Source organism: Paraburkholderia dioscoreae, from assembly GCF_902459535.1.
Taxonomy (GTDB): Bacteria; Pseudomonadota; Gammaproteobacteria; order Burkholderiales; family Burkholderiaceae; genus Paraburkholderia; species Paraburkholderia dioscoreae.
The window spans coordinates 3,970,751-3,989,101 of sequence record NZ_LR699553.1; the positions used below are offsets into that span (position 1 = coordinate 3,970,751).

Annotated in this window: 17 protein-coding genes; 5 read left to right on the forward strand and 12 right to left on the reverse strand. The window is 63.1% G+C overall.

Going from position 1 to position 18,351, the window contains the following annotated elements:
* Positions 1–2 precede the first annotated feature (2 nt).
* The 4 genes from PDMSB3_RS17895 to yacG all read left to right on the forward strand — a co-directional run bounded on the left by PDMSB3_RS17895 (position 3) and on the right by yacG (position 2,845).
* Complete coding sequence (locus PDMSB3_RS17895) at positions 3–959, forward strand: prepilin peptidase (RefSeq protein ID WP_007180324.1); 957 nt, start codon at positions 3–5, stop codon at positions 957–959.
* A 3-nt stretch (positions 960–962) separates the two neighbouring features.
* A complete protein-coding gene (gene coaE, locus PDMSB3_RS17900; RefSeq protein ID WP_007180323.1) occupies positions 963–1,565 on the forward strand; it encodes a dephospho-CoA kinase in 603 nt (200 codons plus the stop codon).
* A gap of 193 nt (positions 1,566–1,758) precedes the next feature.
* Positions 1,759–2,514 (forward strand): cell division protein ZapD, encoded by a 756-nt coding sequence (zapD, locus tag PDMSB3_RS17905; RefSeq protein WP_007180322.1) that lies wholly within the window; start codon positions 1,759–1,761, stop codon positions 2,512–2,514.
* Positions 2,515–2,647: 133 nt separating this feature from the next.
* Positions 2,648–2,845, forward strand: coding sequence for a DNA gyrase inhibitor YacG (gene yacG, locus PDMSB3_RS17910; protein WP_007180321.1), 198 nt, complete (start codon positions 2,648–2,650; stop codon positions 2,843–2,845).
* Between the two features lie 77 nt (positions 2,846–2,922).
* On the opposite strand, the gene PDMSB3_RS17915 is transcribed toward yacG, so the two are convergent.
* From PDMSB3_RS17915 to secA, 4 genes are all read right to left on the reverse strand, one after another.
* Positions 2,923–3,351, reverse strand: coding sequence for an NUDIX domain-containing protein (locus PDMSB3_RS17915; RefSeq protein ID WP_007180320.1), 429 nt, complete (start codon positions 3,349–3,351; stop codon positions 2,923–2,925).
* Positions 3,352–3,359: 8 nt separating this feature from the next.
* Positions 3,360–4,229 carry an ATP-binding protein gene (locus PDMSB3_RS17920; protein WP_007180319.1) on the reverse strand — a complete coding sequence of 290 codons (870 nt, stop codon included), beginning with the start codon at positions 4,227–4,229 and terminating at the stop codon, positions 3,360–3,362.
* A gap of 54 nt (positions 4,230–4,283) precedes the next feature.
* Positions 4,284–5,525 (reverse strand): bifunctional glutamate N-acetyltransferase/amino-acid acetyltransferase ArgJ, encoded by a 1,242-nt coding sequence (argJ, locus tag PDMSB3_RS17925; protein ID WP_007180318.1) that lies wholly within the window; start codon positions 5,523–5,525, stop codon positions 4,284–4,286.
* A 151-nt stretch (positions 5,526–5,676) separates the two neighbouring features.
* The gene (gene secA, locus PDMSB3_RS17930; protein WP_007180317.1) at positions 5,677–8,487 is read right to left on the reverse strand and encodes a preprotein translocase subunit SecA; all 2,811 of its coding nucleotides are present in this window, start codon (positions 8,485–8,487) and stop codon (positions 5,677–5,679) included.
* A gap of 291 nt (positions 8,488–8,778) precedes the next feature.
* Between secA and PDMSB3_RS17935 the strand changes: the two genes are divergently transcribed.
* A complete protein-coding gene (locus tag PDMSB3_RS17935; protein ID WP_035518485.1) occupies positions 8,779–9,264 on the forward strand; it encodes a DciA family protein in 486 nt (161 codons plus the stop codon).
* 71 nt (positions 9,265–9,335) lie between these two features.
* On the opposite strand, the gene lpxC is transcribed toward PDMSB3_RS17935, so the two are convergent.
* The 8 genes from lpxC to murG form a co-directional block, all read right to left on the reverse strand.
* Entirely contained in the window at positions 9,336–10,253 is a 918-nt protein-coding gene (lpxC, locus tag PDMSB3_RS17940) for a UDP-3-O-acyl-N-acetylglucosamine deacetylase (RefSeq protein WP_007180314.1), read from the reverse strand.
* Positions 10,254–10,540: 287 nt separating this feature from the next.
* Positions 10,541–11,044: a peroxiredoxin gene (locus tag PDMSB3_RS17945; protein WP_007180313.1), complete on the reverse strand. Its 504-nt coding sequence runs from the start codon at positions 11,042–11,044 to the stop codon at positions 10,541–10,543.
* Positions 11,045–11,296: 252 nt separating this feature from the next.
* Entirely contained in the window at positions 11,297–12,493 is a 1,197-nt protein-coding gene (ftsZ, locus tag PDMSB3_RS17950) for a cell division protein FtsZ (RefSeq protein ID WP_091798815.1), read from the reverse strand.
* A 150-nt stretch (positions 12,494–12,643) separates the two neighbouring features.
* Entirely contained in the window at positions 12,644–13,876 is a 1,233-nt protein-coding gene (gene ftsA / locus PDMSB3_RS17955) for a cell division protein FtsA (protein WP_007180311.1), read from the reverse strand.
* 27 nt (positions 13,877–13,903) lie between these two features.
* Positions 13,904–14,656 carry a cell division protein FtsQ/DivIB gene (locus tag PDMSB3_RS17960; RefSeq protein ID WP_007180310.1) on the reverse strand — a complete coding sequence of 251 codons (753 nt, stop codon included), beginning with the start codon at positions 14,654–14,656 and terminating at the stop codon, positions 13,904–13,906.
* 24 nt (positions 14,657–14,680) lie between these two features.
* Positions 14,681–15,622, reverse strand: coding sequence for a D-alanine--D-alanine ligase (locus tag PDMSB3_RS17965; RefSeq protein WP_007180309.1), 942 nt, complete (start codon positions 15,620–15,622; stop codon positions 14,681–14,683).
* 5 nt (positions 15,623–15,627) lie between these two features.
* Positions 15,628–17,031, reverse strand: a complete 1,404-nt coding sequence (gene murC / locus PDMSB3_RS17970) for a UDP-N-acetylmuramate--L-alanine ligase (RefSeq protein ID WP_165187099.1) — start codon at positions 17,029–17,031, stop codon at positions 15,628–15,630.
* On the reverse strand, positions 17,028–18,146 hold the full coding sequence (murG, locus tag PDMSB3_RS17975; protein WP_007180307.1) for an undecaprenyldiphospho-muramoylpentapeptide beta-N-acetylglucosaminyltransferase: 1,119 nt from the start codon (positions 18,144–18,146) through the stop codon (positions 17,028–17,030). Before murG ends, murC begins: the two co-directional genes overlap by 4 nt.
* Positions 18,147–18,351: the final 205 nt, after the last annotated feature.

The following is an 18,351-nucleotide window of genomic DNA, read 5'->3' on the forward strand; positions in this document are numbered from 1 at the left end:
CCATGCGGGCAACAACTCTCCTCGTGCCAGACACCTCTCCCAGCCTGCTGTCGGGCTTACTGCCCGGCCGTATCGATCACTTCGCAACCGGTCTCGGTTTCGCGTTCGGCAGCTTGCCTACCGGTCTGCAGATGACGTTCGCCATCCTGTTCGGCCTCGTGATCGGCAGCTTCCTGAACGTGGTCGTGCACCGGCTGCCGATCATGCTCGAACGTGCATGGCAAGCGGAATTCAACGACGCCGCCGGTGAACCGCCGGAACAGGAACCAGACGGCCTGCCGGCGCGCTACAACCTGTGGGTGCCGCGCAGCGCGTGTCCTCACTGCGGCCATGTGTTGAGCGCGCGGGAGAACCTGCCGGTGCTGAGTTATGTGTTGTTGCGCGGGCGCTGTTCCGCATGCAAGGCTCATGTGAGCCTGCGTTATCCGCTTCTCGAAATCGCCAGCGCGGCGCTCGCGGCCGGCTCGCTTGCGCTGTTCGGCCCGACCCTCACGGCGCTCGCTGCTTTCGGACTGTGCGCCGCACTGCTCGCAATGAGCGCGATCGACATCGACACCCACCTGCTACCCGACTCGTTGACGCTGCCGTTGCTGTGGGCGGGCATCATCGTCAACTTCAACGGCATGTTTGCGAATCTGCACGATGCGGTGCTCGGCGCGATCTTCGGCTACCTGGTACTGTGGGTCGTGCATTGGGTGTTTCGCCTCGTACGCGGCGTCGAAGGCATGGGTTACGGCGATTTCAAACTGCTCGCTGCGCTCGGCGCGTGGCTCGGCTGGGCGGCACTGCCGCAGATCGTGCTGATCGCAGCGGTGGCGGGCGCCGTCATCGGCCTGCTGGCGACATGGCGCGGCCGCATGCGTTTCGAAGAGCCGCTGCCTTTCGGGCCGTTTCTCGCGGCAGGCGGCGCACTCACGCTGTTTCTCGGCACACCGCTTTATCTGGCTCTGGGGGGCTGAAGCATGTTTGCTGTGGGATTGACCGGCGGCATAGGCAGCGGCAAATCGACCGTGGCCGACCTGTTTGCCGCGCACGGCGTGCCGCTGGTCGATACCGACCTGATCGCGCACCGGGTTACCGCGCCGCGCGGCATGGCGATGCCGCAGATCGCCGCCGAGTTCGGCGAGGCGTTCGTCGCCGCCGACGGTTCGCTCGACCGCGCCCGCATGCGAACGCTCGTATTCAGCGACGACAGCGCGCTCAAACGACTCGAAGGCATCACGCATCCGTTGATTCGTGCGGAGACCGAACGCGAGCAGCGCGAGGCACAAGGCCCTTACGTGATCGTGGTGGTGCCGCTGCTGGTCGAGTCCGGCACGTGGAAAAACCGCGTGAATCGCGTGCTGACGGTCGACTGCAGCATGGAAACACAGATCTCGCGCGTGATGAGCCGCAACAATTTCAGTCGCGCACAGGTGCTGGCGATCATCGCCCGCCAGGCCACACGCGAAGCGCGTCTCGCCGCAGCCGACGACGTGATCGACAACGACAACGTGTCGCTCGAAGCGCTCAGGGCGCAAGTCGACGCGCAGCATCGCGTGTATCTGTCGCTCGCCGGCGCATGAGGCCGACGCGTCGTTCAGGAAACGCCGGTTGAACTTCGCGGCCATGCGCCTGCCAAAAGCGCGTTGAAAACCGCCCGCAACATGTGAAAAAAGTTGCGAATGCGCGCTGAAAAAGTGCGTGATTGCTAGGGTAGTCTCACGGCATTAGAATGTTCTGCATTCCCGTCACCGACCACGCCCGAGGCGAGCCCGCTTGATCCTTTACGAGTATCCCTTCAACGAGCGAATCCGGACGCTATTGCGCCTCGAAGACCTGTTCGAGCGCTTCACGTTCTTTCTGACCCAGGAAGACGCCAGGGAACATCACGTCGCACTGACCACGCTGTTCGAAATCTCGGAGGTTGCGGGTCGCGCGGATCTGAAGTCGGATCTGATGAAAGAGCTCGAACGCCAGCGGCAAACGCTGGCGCCGTTTCGCGGCAATCCGGGAATCGAGCAGAACGCGCTTGAGGCCGTACTCGGCGAGATCGAGCAAACCCTGTCGGGGCTTTCGCAGATGCAGGGCAAGACCGGCCAGCATCTTGCGGACAACGAGTGGCTCGCCAGCATCCGCAGCCGCGCAATCATTCCGGGCGGCACCTGCAAATTCGATTTGCCGTCCTACTACGCGTGGCAGCAGCTTCATCCCGATCAGCGCCGCCAGGATATTGCCAAGTGGGTGACCCCGCTGCTGCCGTTGCGCGACGCAGCCACCATCGTGCTGCGGCTCGCGCGCGAATCCGGCCAGGCGTCCAAGGTCATGGCCATGCAGGGCAGCTATCAGCAGATGCTGTCCGGCCGTTCGTATCAATTGATGCAGGTAAGGGTGGCACCGGAATTGCGCGTGATCCCCGAGGCCAGCGCCAACAAGTACATGCTGTGGGTGCGCTTCACGGTGCAGGACGGCGATCTGCGTCCGCGTGCGGTGGATGTCGACGTACCTTTCCAGCTCACGCTCTGCAGCCTGTAAGTCGCGCTCGCAGGGCCTGTCACGTTTACCTAACCTTACCTGGTTGGTCCGAACCGAAGGGACATGCCTTTAAAGCGGCGAAAAATGCCCCTATATTCGTTACTTGTCCGTTTGCGATTAACTGCCTGACCGTATGCCTACTGTCGTCAAATGCCCCACTTGCGGAAAGGACGTCCGCTGGACACCTGAAAACCGCTTCCGTCCCTTCTGCTCAAACCGCTGCAAGCAGATCGATCTCGGCGCCTGGGCCACTGAGAAGTACAAGATCGGTGGATCCGACCAGGAAGCGTCGTCGGACGAGACGCCTGACGGGGATTACACCCCGCATTGAGCGCGGCCCGCTGTCCGGGTCACGCGGGCCGGTGCTGCTAATGCAGCGCCCGTTATCGCGCGCCCGTCTCTTTCGTTTCAGTTCTTCTTTTCGGCCGCGAGCCATTCCAGCACGGGAATGGTCGCCGGCAACAGCGGCTCGACATCCGCGGGCAGCGTTTGCCAGACAAAAGCCTGACCTTCGCGGCCGTGCGGCTTGCCGGACCACTGCGTGACCTTGCAGAAAAAAAGCCGCACATAGGCGTGCGGGTAGTCATGTTCGAGCGTATGCCAGAGATGGCTCGCCTTAACCTCGATACCCAGTTCCTCGTGCAGTTCACGGGCGAGCGCGGCCTCGACCGACTCGCCCGCTTCCAGCTTGCCGCCCGGAAACTCCCAGTAACCCTCGTACGGCTTGCCGGCGGGGCGCTGCGCCAACAGATAGCGCCCATCGGGCTGAACCAGCACGCCAACGGCGACTTCCGTCACCTTGCGGCCAGCGGCGTTCTTCTGCGTGCCGTCGCTCATGCCGAGGCTCACGCTGAGGTCTTGCGGCCGGACCAGTCGCGCGCGAACTGCCACGCGACACGTCCCGAACGCGAGCCGCGCTCCAGCGCCCACACCAGTGCATCGCCGCGCGCCGCTTCCACTTCGGCGTCGTCGCAGCCGAAATGCCGCAGCCAGTGGCCGATGATCGACAGGTAGTCGTCCTGTTTGAACGGATAGAAGCTGACCCACAGCCCGAAACGCTCGGACAGCGAGATTTTTTCTTCCACCAGTTCGCCGGGGTGAATCTCGCCGTCCGACGTGTGCTTGTACGTCTCGTTGTCGCTCATATACTCGGGCAACAGATGGCGGCGGTTCGACGTCGCGTAAATCAGCACGTTGTCCGACTGCGCGGCGATCGAGCCGTCGAGCGCGACCTTCAGCGCCTTGTAGCCCGACTCGCCGTCTTCGAACGACAGGTCGTCGCAAAACACCACGAAGCGCTCCGGCCGCTGCGCGATCAAATCGACGATATCGCCGAGGTCGTGCAGATCGTCCTTGTCCACTTCGATCAGACGCAGGCCGTCTTTCGCATACGCGTTCAGGCACGCCTTGATCAGCGACGATTTGCCGGTGCCGCGCGCACCCGTCAGCAGTACATTATTGGCCGGCTGCCTGTGCACGAATTGACGCGTGTTCTGCTCGATCAACCCTTTCTGGCGATCGATATTCTGCAGGTCGTCGAGCGTGATCGCCGAGATGGCCGGCACCGGCTGCAGGTAGCCGCGCCCCTGGCGCTTACGCCAGCGAAACGCGACCGCCGCCGACCAGTCGATCTCCGGCGCGGCGGGCGGAAGCATGGCCTCCAGGCGGACGAGCACGGCTTCGGCTCGGGTCAGAAACTGTTCGAGTTTGTCCATGACTATGAGGTAAGCGGCCAGCAGGCCGCGTTAAAACCCTGATGAGGAACCTGGTTACGAACGATAGTCGGCGTTGATGCTCACGTAGTCGTGCGACAGGTCGCAAGTCCAGATCGTGGCTTGCGCATCGCCGCGGCCGAGCACGACACGAATGCCGATCTCGCTCTTTTTCATGACGCGCTGGCCGTCTTCTTCACGGTAGGCCGGATTGCGGCCGCCGGCAGTCGCAACCAGCACGTCGTCGAGATACAGATCGATCTTGCCGACGTCGAGATCGTCCACGCCGGCATAGCCGATGGCCGCCAGAATGCGGCCGAGATTCGGGTCCGATGCATAGAAGGCCGTCTTCACGAGCGGCGAGTGGCCGATCGCATACGCGATCTGGCGGCATTCGCCGACGCTCGACCCGCCTTCGACATGCACGGTCATGAATTTGGTCGCGCCTTCGCCGTCGCGCACGATCAACTGTGCGAGGGTCTGGGCGACCTCGGTCACCGCGTCGCGCAGCGCTGCATAAGCGGGCGAGTCGGTGGACGTGATCGCCGGCAGGCTCGATTTGCCCGATGCGATCAGGATGAACGAATCGTTGGTCGACGTATCGCCATCGATCGTAATGCAGTTGAACGAGCGGTCGGCCACGTGCTTGACCAGCGCGTCGAGCACCGGCTGGGCGACGGCGGCGTCGAACGCGAGAAAGCCGAGCATGGTCGCCATGTTCGGCCTGATCATGCCGGCGCCCTTGCTGATGCCGGTCAGCGTGACCGTGTGGCCGTCGATCGTGACCTGGCGCGACGTAGCCTTGGGCAGCGTGTCCGTGGTCATGATCGCCTGCGCGGCGTCGTACCAGTTCGCTTCCTTGCGATTTGCGAGTGCAGCCGGCAGCCCCGCCTTCAGACGATCCACCGGCAGCGGCTCCAGAATCACACCCGTCGAAAACGGCAGCACCTGTTCCGGCGTGATGTCCGCCAGACGCGCGAGTTCGGCGCAGGTTTCGCGCGCCGCCACGAGGCCCGGCTCGCCCGTGCCTGCATTCGCGTTGCCGGTGTTGATCACCAGCGCGCGGATCGGCTTGCCTCCCGCGCGCACGCGTTCCAGATTCTCGCGGCACACGGTGACAGGCGCCGCGCAAAAACGGTTCTGCGTGAACACGCCGCCGACCGTAGCGCCTTCGCCCACGGAAATGACGAGCACGTCCTTGCGGTTCGGCTTGCGGATATTCGCCTCTGCCCAGCCGAGCGAAACGCCGGCGACGGGATGGAGTTGAGCGGGATCGATCGAGGGGAAATTGACAGCCATGGTCGCGACCTGTCGAAGAAAATGCCGGCAGGCGCCGGCATTCAGGGAAACGGAAACTGATGGCCCGGGCGTGCTGCCGGACCACCGCGAAATCAAGATAAGGTACAACGTAAAACGACGCGGCGCGCCTTGCATCGCGCCGCCTTCGGCATTACACGATCTTGCCGTGGCACTGCTTGTACTTCTTGCCGCTGCCGCACGGGCATGGGTCGTTACGGCCGACTTTCGGCACGTTGTCCGCGCTCATGCTCGCTGCGGCCGCCTGCGACGAGCCGTGGCTCATGGCGTCGCCGATCATGGCAGCCGTTGCCGCCTCTGCGGCGACCGGCGCCGCCGCTGCGGCTTCGGCGAATTCGGCGTGGCGGAATTCGACGTTTTCGAGGTGGCCGCCCTGCTCTTCGAGCTGTTCCGCGGCCTGCTCCAACTGCTCCGGCGACTGGATCTGCACGTTCATCACCACGCGGGTGACTTCGAGCTTCACGGCGTCGAGCATCGCGGCGAACAGTTCGAACGCCTCGCGTTTGTATTCCTGCTTCGGGTTCTTCTGAGCATAGCCGCGCAGATGGATGCCCTGGCGCAGATGGTCGAGCGCGGCCAGATGTTCGCGCCAGCTGCGATCCAGCGTTTGCAGCATGATCGAGCGTTCGAACGCGCTGAACGACTCGCGGCCGACCAGTTCGACCTTCGCTTCGTACGCTTCGTCTGCGGCGGCTTCAACTGCTTCGAGAATCTCGTCGGCGCTGATCGAGTTCGACTCGTTGATCATTTCCTGGATCGCGAGGTCGAGCTGCCACTCGTTGCGCAGCACTTCCTCCAGCTCGGGCACGTCCCACTGCTCTTCAATGCTACCGGCCGGCACGAACTGGTGGACGATGTCGGCGATCACGCTCTGGCGCATCGCACCGATGGTTTCGGTGATGTCGTTCGCTTCGAGCAATTCATTGCGCTGCTGGTAGATCACCTTGCGCTGATCGTTCGACACGTCGTCGTATTCGAGCAATTGCTTGCGAACGTCGAAGTTGCGCGCTTCCACTTTGCGCTGCGCCGATTCGATGGAGCGCGAGACGATGCCGGCCTCGATCGCTTCGCCTTCCGGCATTTTCAGGCGGTCCATGATCGCGCGCACACGGTCGCCGGCGAAAATGCGCAGCAGCGGATCTTCCAGCGACAGATAGAAGCGCGACGAACCCGGGTCGCCCTGGCGGCCGGCACGGCCACGCAACTGGTTGTCGATCCGGCGCGATTCGTGACGCTCGGTGCCGATGATGTGCAGACCGCCCGCGGCCTTCACCTGATCGTGCAGCGCTTGCCATTCGTCGTGCAGTTTCTGGATACGGCGCCGCTTTTCGTCTTCCGGCAGCGTTTCGTCCAGTTCGAGAAACGACGCCTGCTTTTCCGCATTGCCGCCGAGCACGATGTCCGTACCGCGACCGGCCATGTTGGTGGCGATCGTGATGCGCTTGGGACGGCCGGCTTCGGCGACGATCTCGGCTTCACGCGCGTGCTGCTTGGCGTTCAGCACTTCGTGCGGCAAGCCGGCTTGCTTCAGCAGATGCGACAGCAACTCGGAGTTTTCGATCGACGTAGTACCGACCAGCACCGGCTGACCGCGCTCGTAGCAATCGCGAATGTCGCGGATCACCGCGTCGTAGCGTTCCTTGGCGGTCTTGTAGATCTGATCCTGCTTGTCGATCCGCTTGGGCGGACGGTTGGTCGGGATCACGACCGTTTCGAGCCCGTAGATCTCGTTGAATTCGTAGGCTTCGGTATCCGCCGTGCCGGTCATACCGGACAGCTTCGCGTACATGCGGAAGTAGTTCTGGAACGTGATCGACGCGAGCGTCTGGTTCTCGCTCTGGATCTTGACGTGTTCCTTCGCCTCGACAGCCTGGTGCAAGCCGTCCGACCAACGGCGGCCAGACATCAGGCGGCCGGTAAATTCGTCGACGATCACCACCTCGCCGTTCTGCACGACGTAATGCTGGTCCTTGAAGAACAGCGTGTGCGCGCGCAGCGCGGCGTACACGTGGTGCATCAGCGTGATGTTCTGCGGCGCGTACAGGCTTTCGCCCTCGCCGATCAGGCCCCACTCGGAGAGCAGGCGCTCGGCCTTTTCGTGGCCCGATTCCGTCAGGAACACCTGGCGGCCCTTTTCGTCCAGCGTGTAGTCGCCCGGCTTTTCGACGCCGGTGCCGTCCGCTTTCTCTTCGCCGATCTGGCGCTCCAGCAGCGGCGGCAGCGCGTTCATGCGCACGTAGAGTTCGGTGTGATCTTCGGCCTGGCCGGAGATGATCAGCGGCGTACGGGCTTCGTCGATCAGGATCGAGTCGACCTCGTCGACCACCGCGAAATTCAGGGCTCGCTGCACGCGCGCGTCGGTCTCGTAGACCATGTTGTCGCGCAGGTAGTCGAAGCCGAATTCGTTGTTCGTGCCGTAGGTGATGTCCGCCGCGTAGGCTTCCTGCTTCGCGGCATGATCCATCTGCGACAGATTGATGCCGACCGACAGACCGAGGAAGTTGTACAGGCGCGCCATCCATTCGGCGTCGCGCTGGGCCAGGTAGTCGTTGACCGTGACGACGTGCACACCGCGGCCCGACAGCGCGTTCAGGTACACCGGCAGCGTGGCGACGAGCGTCTTGCCCTCGCCAGTGCGCATTTCGCCGATCTTGCCGTAGTGCAGAACCATGCCGCCGATCAGCTGCACGTCGAAGTGGCGCATTTTCAGCACCCGCTTGCTGGCTTCGCGGCACACCGCGAAGGCTTCGGGCAGGAGCTTGTCGAGCGACTCGCCGCTCGCGACGCGCTGGCGGAATTCACCCGTTTTGGCGCGCAGTTGATCGTCCGTCAATTGCTCGATCTGCGGTTCGAGCGCATTGATCGCCGCGACGGTCTTTTGATATTGCTTGACTAGCCGCTGGTTGCGGCTGCCAAAAATCTTCTGTAGAAAACCGGTGGTCATCGGATCGGTGTCTGCGTCGCGGCTTCGGCTGGGTCGCGCCGTGCAGTTCGTGCACGTGCGCTCCCGGGGTCAGAAGGGCCTCGGCGGCTTAGTCCAAGAGTGAATTCGAATCGCGCATTTTAGCACGCGCCCCCGCCCACGCCTGTGTCAGCAATGAGACGGCGGCAGGGCATCCGAAGCCTGCGGCAGCGCGCCCGGAGAGTGCGCATGAGGCGGGTCCGCGTGCATCCCGCGCGGTACAATCGCGGCGTGAACGCGCATAGGGTGCGAACACGCCGCTACCTACCGAAAATGAGCCGTTTTCCTTCCTTTTCAAGGCCGCCGCCCAAGCAGTTCAAGGCGCGCCGCCCGCAGCCGGTCGCCGAAGTGCTCAACCGCACGGATGCGTTCGCGGCCCTGCGCGCGGGCGTCGAGCAGATTGCGGCGCTGGAGAAGGACCTGCGTGCGCTGCTGCCCGACTACCTGGCAACGAGCGTCGAGCCCAGCTTTATCAAGGAAGGCGTGCTCGCCCTGTTTGCCGGCCATAACGCGCTGGCGGCACGGCTTCGGCATCTGGAGCCACGGCTGCTGTCAGATCTGCAGCAGCGCGGCTGGCCCGTCAATGCACTGCGGATTCGGGTGCGGCCGCAACCCGTCAAGGAACCGCCGCCGGTCAAGCAGGCCCGCATGACGCCGGTCGGCGCCGACGCGCTCCACGCGCTGAGCGAATCACTGGCGCCGTCGCCATTACAGGAAGCCCTGGCGAAAATGGCGGCCCGGCATCGGAGAAATCGCTAGGCAGAAAAAAAGCGGCCCGACTGGGCCGCTTGCTTTTCATGCGCTTGTTTCGGAAATTTCGCCAGAAGGCGTCAGGCGAAAGCCGTCTGGGTTTCGTAGGCAAAGCCCCGCGGTGCTTTCTGCGTGTCGTCGAAGGTGACGATTTCGTACGAATCTTCGTGCGCCAACAGTTCGCGCAGCAACGCGTTGTTCAGGCCGTGACCCGACTTGTACGCGGTGTACGACGCCAGCAACGGATGGCCGACCACATACAGATCGCCGATCGCGTCGAGCATCTTGTGCTTCACGAACTCGTCGTCGTAGCGCAGGCCGTCGTTGTTCAGAATGCGGTACTCGTCGAGCACGATCGCGTTGTCCATGCTGCCGCCGCGTGCGAGACCCAGTTCGCGCATCATTTCCACTTCATGCGCAAAACCGAAGGTACGGGCACGCGCGATTTCGCGCACGTACGATGTATTGGCAAAATCCACTTCCAGCGCCTGGCCGGTTTTATCCACAGCCGGGTGACGGAAATCGATCGTGAATTTGAGCTTGAAACCGAAATACGGATCGAGACGCGCGAACTTATCGCCGTCGCGGATTTCCACCGGCTTGGTGACCTTGATGAATTTCTTCGCCGCGTTCTGCTCTTCAATACCTGCCGATTGAATCAGAAACACGAACGAACCGGCACTGCCGTCCATGATGGGAATTTCTTCGGCGGTGACGTCGACATACAGGTTGTCGATGCCAAGACCGGCGCAGGCGGACATCAGATGCTCGATGGTCGAAACGCGCGCGCCGTCTTTCTGCAAGACAGAAGCCAGACGCGTATCGCCAATCGCCATCGCCGACGCGGGAATGTCTACCGGCGTGGCCAGATCCACGCGCGAAAACACAATGCCCGTATCCGGCCCGGCCGGACGAAGCGTCAGTTCGACTTTACGGCCCGAGTGCAGGCCAATGCCGACTGTCTTGACGATTTGTTTGATAGTGCGCTGCTTCAACATGGTGATCTTCTATTCGATTGAAAATCCCAATCGGGACTTTTTATTCCATAGCGCGAAGTATACTCCAATACCCTAAAGAGCGTCTTTGCGCGGAACGTATCAATCTGTTTCGCTGCATTACCCTTGGGCGCCCATCAGGGGAAGCGTGACGGGCCGATGTCCCGGAACGGAGGCGTTTCCGGTCATCGGCCCGCGTAACGGCCTGTCACAAAAGCGTCTTATCGACCGTTGCCCTGGCACAACGCGCAAAGCGTATGCCCAAGGTGAAGGCCGCGACGCCAACGTGCTTAGCTCAACGTGGCGAGAATACTCCCTGCATCGCTGACTTCGAATTTGCCGGCAGCCTCGACGTTCAACGTCTTGACCACGCCGTCGTCGACCACCATCGCGTAGCGCTGGGAACGGATTCCCATGCCGCGCGCCGACAAATCCTGCTCGAGACCGAGCGCCCGCGTGAAAGCCGCACTACCGTCCGCCATCATGCGCACCTTGCCCGAGGCGTGCTGATCGCGTCCCCACGCGCCCATTACGAACGCGTCGTTGACGGACACGCACCAGATTTCGTCGATGCCGAGAGCGCGCAACTGCTCGGCATGCTCGACATAACCCGGTACATGTTTGGCTGAACAGGTCGGCGTGAACGCGCCCGGCAATCCGAAGATCACCACGCGCTTGCCCGCCGTCTGCTCGCGCACGTCGAAGCTGTTAGGCCCGATCGTGCAGCCCGGCCGCTCGTCTTCGATCAACTCGAAGAGCGTTGCGTCGGGCAGCTTGTCACCTGCCTGAATCATGCTCAGTCCTTTGCATCGATGCGAAGCACGCTCGCACGTCGTCGTGTCGCAGTGAAAAATCCGGCGTGAACCCCACTACACGCTCCGCCGTCCGGCGACAGTCGCCCACTCCGCTTCGCGAATCCGAAGAGGGCAGTCGTCCTTGTCGCGAATCCTTAAAGATACGCGACTTGTTCGCCGTTCACCCGCCACGCTCGTGCATTCGTCCGCCAGCGCCTGAATCGGCGCGGCAACGAAAGCCTGCCCGTGCGCTCAGTCCGCCTGCTTGCGCAGGAATGCCGGAATGTCGTACGTATCGACGCCCTTTTCCTGCAGCGCCTGTACGTGCGAAGCGGCCGTATCGCGCGACGTGCGCCACACTGCCGGCGTATCCAGCGCACCGTAGTCGGCGGTGCTGGCGTGCGACGTTTGCGGTGCATAAGCAGCGTGTGCGTTGATCGGCTGGTTGTCGGTGCCGGTGCGCAGCAGCGTCATCGGTGCCGATTGCTGCTTCTTCGCCGCACGGCCCAGACCCGTTGCCACGACCGTCACGCGCAGCGCGTCGCCCATTGCATCGTCGTACACCGCGCCGAAAATCACGGTGGCATCTTCCGCAGCATAGCTCTTGATGGTGTTCATCACTTCGCGCGTTTCCGACAGACGCAGCGAACGGCTCGACGTGATGTTGACCAGCACGCCACGCGCACCCGACAGGTCCACACCTTCCAGCAGCGGGCTGGCGACAGCCTGCTCGGCGGCCAGACGCGCGCGATCGACACCGGCAACCGTCGCCGTGCCCATCATCGCCTTGCCCTGCTCGCCCATCACCGTCTTCACGTCTTCGAAGTCGACGTTCACCAGACCGTCGACGTTGATGATTTCCGCGATGCCGGCAACTGCGTTGTTCAGAACGTCGTCTGCGCACTGGAAGCACTTGTCCATCTCGGCGTCATCGCCCATCACCTCGAACAGCTTGTCGTTCAGGACGACGATCAGCGAGTCGACGTGATCCTCCAGTTGCTGCGAACCGGCTTCCGCGACGCGCATGCGCTTGCCGCCTTCGAATTCGAACGGCTTGCTGACGACGCCAACGGTCAGAATCCCCATTTCCTTGGCGATCTGCGCGACCACGGGTGCTGCGCCCGTGCCCGTGCCGCCGCCCATGCCGGCCGTGATGAAGACCATGTGCGCGCCGCGCAGTGCGTCGGCGATGCGCTCACGGGCTTCTTCCGCCGCGGCGCGGCCCATTTCCGGCTTCGCGCCGGCGCCCAGACCCGTGTTGCCGAGCTGGATCACCGCGGAGGCGCGCGAACGCGACAGCGCCTGCGCGTCCGTGTTCATCACGATGAAGTCGACGCCTTGCACGCCTTTGTTGATCATGTGCTGAACGGCATTGCCGCCAGCGCCACCTACTCCGATCACCTTGATGATGGTGCCGTTCGTTTCGGTTTCCAGCATTTGGAAATCCATGATGCCTCCGTCAAGATAAAAAATTACAGCCACTCGGCCGTTATTCGGCGGGAGATCGGGCAACCTCCTGTCGCGCGCCGGCCGCCGGCACCAGCGCGTATTCCTACAACCCGTTCGAAACCTGTTCTGTGCAGCGATACAGCGAATGCGTTAGAAGTTGCCGAGGAACCAGTCCTTCATGCGGGTGAAGACCTGTCCCATGGAGCCCGACTGCACGGCGACCTTGCGGCCGCGCATGCGTTGCGAGCGTCCTTCGACGAGCAGGCCCATCGCCGTCGAGTAGCGCGGATTGCGCACTACATCGGCGAGACCGCCCGCGTATTCCGGCACGCCGATTCGCACCGGCTTCAGGAAAATGTCCTCACCCAGTTCGACCATGCCGAGCATCATCGACGCGCCGCCGGTCAGCACCACGCCGGAGCTGAGCAGTTCCTCGTAACCCGACTCGCGCACCACCTGCTGCACGAGCGAAAACAGTTCTTCGACGCGCGGCTCGACCACCGCCGCCAGCGCCTGGCGCGACAGCGTGCGTGGACCGCGTTCGCCGAGACCCGGCACTTCGATCATTTCGTCCGGATCGGCGAGCGCCTGCTTGGCGATGCCGTAATCCACCTTGATGTCTTCCGCGTCCGGCGTCGGCGTGCGCAGTGCCATCGCGATGTCGCTGGTGATCTGATCGCCGGCGATCGGAATCACCGCCGTATGACGAATCGCGCCTTCGCTGAAAATCGCGATGTCCGTCGTGCCACCGCCGATATCGACCAGCACCACGCCGAGTTCTTTTTCGTCTTCCGTCAGCACCGCGAGCGACGACGCAAGCGGTTGCAGAATCAGATCGTTCACTTCGAGCCCGCAGCGGCGCACGCACTTCACGATGTTCTGCGCCGCGCTCACCGCGCCGGTGACGATATGCACCTTCACTTCGAGGCGAATGCCGCTCATGCCGATCGGCTCGCGCACATCCTCCTGCCCGTCGATGATGAATTCCTGCGTCAGGATATGCAGCACCTGCTGATCGGTCGGGATGTTGATCGCCTTCGCCGTTTCGATCACGCGCGCCACGTCCGTCTGCGTGACTTCCTTCTCCTTGATCGCCACCATGCCGCTGGAATTGAAGCTGCGGATATGGCTGCCGGCAATCCCGGTAAATACGTTCGTGATCTTGCAGTCGGCCATCAGCTCGGCTTCTTCGAGCGCGCGCTGAATGGACTGCACAGTGGCTTCGATGTTCACCACCACGCCTTTCTTGAGCCCCTTCGATTCGCTCTGGCCGAGGCCGATCACCTCGTAGTGACCTTCGCCCTTCAACTCGGCGACGATGGCCACGACCTTCGACGTCCCGATGTCGAGGGCGACCAGCAGATCTTTATAGTCTTTACTCATAGCGTGCTCATTGCGTGTGATGTCCGTTTACTTCTTGCCCTTGTCGGGTTCGGTGATAAAGCGCATCCCTGCCGCGCGAATCGCGAAACCGTTCGGATAGCGCAAGTCCGCATACTCGATATCCTTTCCCCAACGTTGCGTCACCGCGCTCCACGCCGCGCTCAGGCGGCGGCTCCGATCGAGCAGCGTGTCCTGATTGCGCTCGCGCCCAAGTTCCACCTGCGTGCCGTTCGAGAGCTTCACCGTCCACGCGTAGCGCGGCGACAGCGTCACTTCTTCAGGCGTCGCGCCCAACGGCGCAAACCATTTCTGGAAGTCGTGATAACGCGCGACCACCTCTTTTGCCGTGCCGTCCGGACCGTCGAACGCGGGCAGATCCTCCTCGAGCTCGCCCTGATTCGCGGTAAACAACTCGCCGTCGACGCTCACCAACTGATCGCTGCCCCACGTCCCCAGCGGTTTGTACTCTTCGAGCGTGACAGCCAGCGCGTTCGGCCAGACACGCCGCACGCTCGCATGACGCACCCACGGCATCTGCTCGAACGCCTGACGCGCCAGGTCGAGATCCACCGTAAAAAAGTTGCCCTTCAACCGGCCTACTACACCCGCGCGCACCGTCGGCGAATTGATGTGCTCGGTGTCGCCGTCGATCTGGATTTCGCGCAGCGCGAAATTCGGGCGCTGGATCAGCCAGTAACCGCCTGCCGCCAGCAGCACGAGCACCAGCAACACATGCAATGCGTTGGCGGCGAAATTGAGCTGGCGAACGTTGTTCCACATGGTGTTGCTTTCGGGTCGCCCCGGTTAGTCCTTAAGCGTCAGCGCCAGCACGGCGACAACGAGTTCCTGATAGCTGATGCCCACCGCGCGCGCCGCTTTCGGCGGCAGCGAGTGATCGGTCATGCCAGGCGCTGTGTTCACTTCGAGGAAATACGGGTTGCCATCGGCGTCGAGCATGAAATCCGCGCGACCCCAGTCGGTGCAACCGAGCACGTCGAAGGCACGGCGCGCCAGCACTTTCAGACGCGCTTCCTCGTCCGCCGCCAGACCGCACGGGATCAGATACTGGGTATCGTTCGCAATGTACTTCGCGTGATAGTCGTAAAACTCGCCGGCCGGCACGATGCGGATCACCGGCAGATCGAGATTGCCGGCGATGCATGCGGTGTATTCGCCGCCGCCTTCAATGCTCTTTTCGACCACCACGATCCTGTCGAACTTGACCGCCTCGATCAGCGCGGCGGGCAGTGCGTCGGCGCTCTTCACCTTGATCACCGCGACGCTCGACCCTTCGCTCGCCGGCTTCACGAAGAGCGGCAAACCGAGCTTCGCGACGATGTCTTTGGCGCGCGCTTCGTAGTCGTCGCCACGCAGCACCGTTTCGAACGGCGGCGTCGGAACGCCGAGTTGCTGCCACACGAGCTTGGTGCGGAACTTGTCCAGACCGAGCGCCGAGCCGAGCACGCCGCTGCCCGTGTAGCGGATGCCGTAAAAGTCGAGCGCGCCCTGGATCTGGCCGTTCTCGCCATAGCCGCCATGCAGCGCATTGAACGCGCGCACGAAACCCTCTTCCTTCAATGCGGCGAGCGGACGCTCGGCCGGATCGAACGGATGCGCGTCGATGCCGGCGTCGCGCAGACCTTGCAGCACGAGACGCCCGGAATTGAGCGACACCTCGCGCTCGGCGGAGTTGCCGCCGAGCAGCACTGCCACCTTGCCGAATTGTTTGGGGTCGATACTGCTCATCTCACTCACACCTTTGTTTCCTGCGCGAGGCGAGCCGGCACACCGCCGATCGAACCTGCGCCCATCGTGATCACCACATCGCCGTCGCGCACTATCGCCGAGAGCGCGTCCGGCACTTCATCCACCGTATCGACAAACACCGGTTCGACCTTGCCCGCCACCCGCAGCGCACGCGCGAGAGCACGGCCGTCCGCGGCGACGATCGGCGACTCGCCAGCTGAATAGACTTCGGTCAGCACAAGCGCGTCGACGGTCGACAGCACTTTCACAAAATCTTCGAAGCAGTCACGCGTACGTGTGAAGCGGTGCGGCTGGAAGGCCAGCACCAGACGCCGGCCCGGAAATGCGCCGCGCGCCGCCGCCACCGTGGCCGCCATTTCGACCGGGTGATGACCGTAGTCGTCGACCAGTGTGTACGCGCCGTTCGTCTTGCCTTCGCTAGACACCGGCACCTCGCCGTAACGCTGGAAGCGTCGGCCCACGCCGTTGAAATCCGCCAGCGCTCGCTGGATATCGGCATCTTTCACTTCAAGTTCAGTCGCAATGGCAATGGCTGCCAAAGCGTTCTGCACGTTGTGCTCGCCGGGCAGGTTCAGCACGATGTCGAGCGGCGCCGCGTCTTCGCGCATCGCCGTGAAATGCATCTTGCCGTCACGCGCCTGTACGTTCACCGCGCGCACTTGCGCATCCGGCGCGAAGCCGTAGCGGATGATCGGCTTCGACACGAACGGCAGGATCTCCTTCACGTTCGGATCGTCGACGCACAGCACCGCGATACCGTAGAACGGCAGACGGTGCGTAAATTCGATGAACGCCTGCTTGAGCCGCGCGAAGTCGTGGCCGTAGGTGTCCATGTGATCGGCGTCGATGTTCGTGATGACTTCGATCACCGGGAACAGATTCAGGAACGACGCATCCGACTCGTCGGCTTCCGCGACGATGAAGTCGCCCGTACCGAGCCGCGCATTCGCGCCCGCGCTGATCAGCCGGCCGCCGATCACGAAGGTCGGGTCGAGTCCACCGGCCGCGAGCACGCTCGCCACCAGCGAGGTAGTCGTGGTCTTGCCATGCGTGCCGGCAATCGCGATGCCCTGCTTCAGGCGCATCAGTTCCGCGAGCATCACCGCGCGCGGCACGATCGGAATGCGGCGATGACGCGCGGCCAGCACTTCCGGATTGTCGCTACGCACGGCGGTAGAGACGACCACCGCGTTCGCGCCTTCGATGTTCTCCGCCGCGTGACCGATCGCGATCCGCGCGCCGAGTGCGGCGAGGCGATCGGTAATCGCGTTGCTCGTCAGATCCGAGCCGCTCACCTGATAGCCGAGGTTGACCAGCACCTCTGCGATGCCGCTCATGCCGACCCCGCCGATGCCGACAAAGTGAATGTGTTTGACGATGTGTTTCATTGCTTTCCTTCTGGGCTCGCGCCCGAAATCGAACCCGCCACGGTCGCGCAAATCTGCGCGACCTGCTCCGTGGCGTCGGGTTTCGCGAGCGAGCGCGAACGCTCCGCCATCTCCGCGAGGGTTGCTCGCGTCTGGCTGCGCAACCAGTCGGCGAGGGTTTCCGCCGACAGGTCGCGTTGCTGCACGACCAGCGCCGCGCCGTTGTCGGCGAGGAACGCTGCATTAGTGGTTTGATGATCGTCTACTGCATACGGGAACGGCACGAAAAGCGCCGCCACGCCTACTGCCGAAATCTCGGAAACCGTCATCGCGCCGGACCGGCAGATCACCAGGTCCGCGTTCGCGTAGGCGCTCGTCATGTCGTCGATGAACGGCACGAGTTCGACATCAGCGCCTGCTTGCAAACCGGCTGCCGCGTAGTTCTCGCGCAGCGCTTCAATGTGCTTCGCGCCCGCCTGATGCACGATGCGCGGCCGTTCGTTCGGCGCCAGCAAAGCCACCGCGCGCGGCACGACTTCATTCAATGCCGCCGCGCCCAGACTGCCGCCCACCACCAGCACGTTCAACGGACCGCTGCGCTGCGCGTAGCGTGCTTTGGGTGCAATTGCGCCCGCAAGTTCCGCACGAATCGGATTTCCCGTCCATTCGCCGTGCGGCAGTGCATTCGGGAACGCAACCAGCACGCGTTTAGCGACTTTCGCGAGCACCTTGTTCGCGAGACCGGCAATCGAATTCTGTTCATGCAGCACCAGCGGACGGCCGCTCAACGCGGTCATCAAACCGGCCGGAAACGTAATGTAGCCGCCCATGCCGAGCACCACATCAGGCTTCACGCGGCGCAGCACGCTGAGGCTTTGCGTGCATGCGCGCAGCAGATTCAGCGGCAGCATCAGCTTGGTCTTCAGGCCTTTGCCGCGCAGGCCGCCAAAGCGCACGTATTCCATCGGGATGCCGTGCTTCGGCACCAGCGTCGCTTCCATGCCCGCGGGATTGCCGAGCCATACGACCTTCCAGCCCCACGCCTGCATCAGATGAGCGACCGCGAGCCCCGGGAACACGTGTCCCCCGGTGCCACCGGCCATCACCATCAGCGTGCGTTGCTGCATGGGGGTCATACCTTCCCCCCACGCATCAGCATGGACGAAAACCCGTTTTGGCTTCGGCCGCTGCGCTTAACTTCGCGCGCCTTGCGCACGAAGTTAGCCTTCGCCGAAATCGTGCGCTGCTGCATGGGGGTCATACCTTCCCCCCACGCATCAGCATGGACGAAAACCCGTTTTGGCTTCGGCCGCTGCGCTTAACTTCGCGCGCCTTGCGCAC